Origin of the sequence: Thermogutta sp., from assembly GCF_014359955.1 — a bacterium.
In the GTDB taxonomy this organism is placed as follows: Bacteria; Planctomycetota; Planctomycetia; order Pirellulales; family Thermoguttaceae; genus Thermogutta.
The window spans coordinates 1-2,250 of record NZ_JACIYL010000726.1 but is presented as its reverse complement, the minus strand read 5'-3'; the positions used below and the strand labels follow the sequence as shown (position 1 = coordinate 2,250).

General features: G+C 56.2%; 2 protein-coding genes. One reads left to right on the top strand and one right to left on the bottom strand.

Annotation, left to right across the window (positions count from 1 at the left end):
• On the bottom strand, positions 1-1,006 hold a 1,006-nt coding region (locus tag H5U08_RS16340; RefSeq protein ID WP_297035476.1), incomplete at its 3' end, for a glycoside hydrolase domain-containing protein.
• Positions 1,007-1,548: 542 nt separating this feature from the next.
• Between H5U08_RS16340 and H5U08_RS16335 the strand changes: the two genes are divergently transcribed.
• Entirely contained in the window at positions 1,549-2,007 is a 459-nt protein-coding gene (locus H5U08_RS16335) for a hypothetical protein (protein ID WP_297035472.1), read from the top strand.
• Positions 2,008-2,250: the final 243 nt, after the last annotated feature.

Here is a 2,250-nt window from a genome sequence, read left to right as displayed (position 1 = left end):
CTTTGGATAGCCAACCTTTTTCTTCCAGATGCTGCTCGAGCTTTTGCAGAAAAGGCTTGAGCCCGTCGGAATACTCAAGCGTCACATAGGCCCCGGTTTTGGCATCCTTCGCACGAAGCCGTGATAGCGCGACCGGACCACCCCAGCCGCCCTCTGCGTGACCGACGTGTGAGATTTCAATCCGGTCGTTCACCCCCGCCCGCAAGAATGTTTCAACAAACCGGTCGAAGCGGCTGTAATCAAAAGAGAGCGAGCCGTCTTCCTCACGAGAGACTTCGATGAGTGACCAGGGAGTGAGCACGACGTTCTGCCGATGCTCGGCCATGTTGCGTGCATACCGTTCCAGAATCGGCCAAAACGCGTCACTGTAAAGTTCAACACCGTGGGCCTTCGCAATGTTTCCCGGACTAAACCAATTCGTGACGAAAAGATGTCTTTCCGCAGGCAGTGCGAAACCGAAAACCTTCAAAGTAATAGGCACCTTCGTCTCTCGACCATCGAGTGAAACCGTCACCGTACCGGAATACCAACCCGGCCTGGCATCTTCAGGCACAAACACCGTGAGCCAGACCGGCTGGGCCTGATTGGGTGCCAGTGCGATCGTCGAGTCTTCCAGGAGGGGGTCGGGCACCTCGCAGGGCGCTGCGGCCACGCGGACGAGCTCCGAGTCTGGGGTGTTCTTATCAAGGTGAATGTAGCCAACGAATCGGAGGCGAATATGGTCTGGGGAAATCCGACTTTTTTGATCTTCATGCAAAAGCTCGGAGACCTGGACAGTAACCTCTTTGACGGGCGTGGCACTTCTCACCACCAACTGCGCTGATTCGTATTCGTTCCGGGCAGCCTCGAGATGGCATTCCCGGGATGCGTTGTCCGAAGGTCGGGCATCACGCAAAACCTTCGTGTGGATATCTTCGACCCACACCTCCGCTACAACTCCGTTCAGGCAGTTTGCCCCAAGTGCCCAGGCCAAACCGACGGTGGCTAGCCATCCAGCAAGTCGCATGGGTTCTACTCCTCTGAATTACCGATATGCTGGACCAACGGATTCTAATCGCCGCCGCTATTCTAAATCAGAGCGGACGCTACCGAAAGTGTACCGATCACAGTGCGTCCGAGCGCTGGTCAATGCCTGACCGTCGAGGATCTTCACGAGCACGACAATCGGCGGATGGTGGACAAGGGATGATCCAATGGAGAAAAGTGTCCAGGTCACGCCCGTGCCACCGAGTGGCTCAGAGATGTGCCCGTCGAGTCCGTTTCCAACCCTTCAATGAAGTTGACAGAAAATCCCAGCAGATCGCTTTGGCAAGATGGTCATTGCTGCTGTGGTTTGCGGGGAATCGTCGCTCGATTCACTAACGACCAGGGCCCACCGAGACGACTCGTCCACCCGGTGAGAAAAAAGAGGCCCCGCAACAAGAGGAAACTAAGGCGGCAGGTGAAAAGCGAAAGGGAATTCCAAAAATTGATTTCCACGAGACAACCCCCGAGCGCTTCGTCGAATTCCGCGACAAGTTACCACCCGATCGGAGGGCTTTCCTGACGTTGTATTCCATTGACGAGATCCGCGATAGAATTAACAAGGGCGCCAAGATCTTCCAGACGGCAGACGGCACGTGTGGCTATATGCTTGTTCCCTGGGAAGGTAAACCTGGGGAGTACGACCTGTGCAACGTCTTCCGAACCCCGGGTGGTACTCCCGGAGCAGGCAAAGCTGCAGTGGCCGATGCCATTTCCAGGGGCGCAACGACGTTAGACTGTCTCGGTGATCGGTTGGCTGAGATCTACCACGCGTTCGGTTTCAAGGTATACAAGGTAGAGCCGTTTAATGATGCGTACGCGCCGCCGGACTGGGATTACGCCAAGAATGGCCGTCCAAATGTTTACTACATGAGGTACATTGGTGGCACGCGGGATTTGCAGGAGATCATCCGTCGGGCCGAAACCGGCTATTATGGCCGGTTCAAGGCCAAAGACTATCCTCCCGGCTACGAAGAGAAGTGAGGGATCGGGCCATGAGCGAGAATGCGAATATCCGGCGGCCTAAATCACTGGAAGAGGCCTACGAACTGGCCAAAAACTTTCAAGAAATCCCCCCCACGTTGACCGAACCCAGTCCGCCGCCGGTGGCCATCCAGTAGGCCAGTTTGCTCAGGTCGGTTTCGGTGAAGGGCTCGTCCTGTGGCTCGCCGGGCAGTTTGTGCCCGTTGCGTTCGACCACGAAGGCGTTCAGTGCGGCCAGCAGTT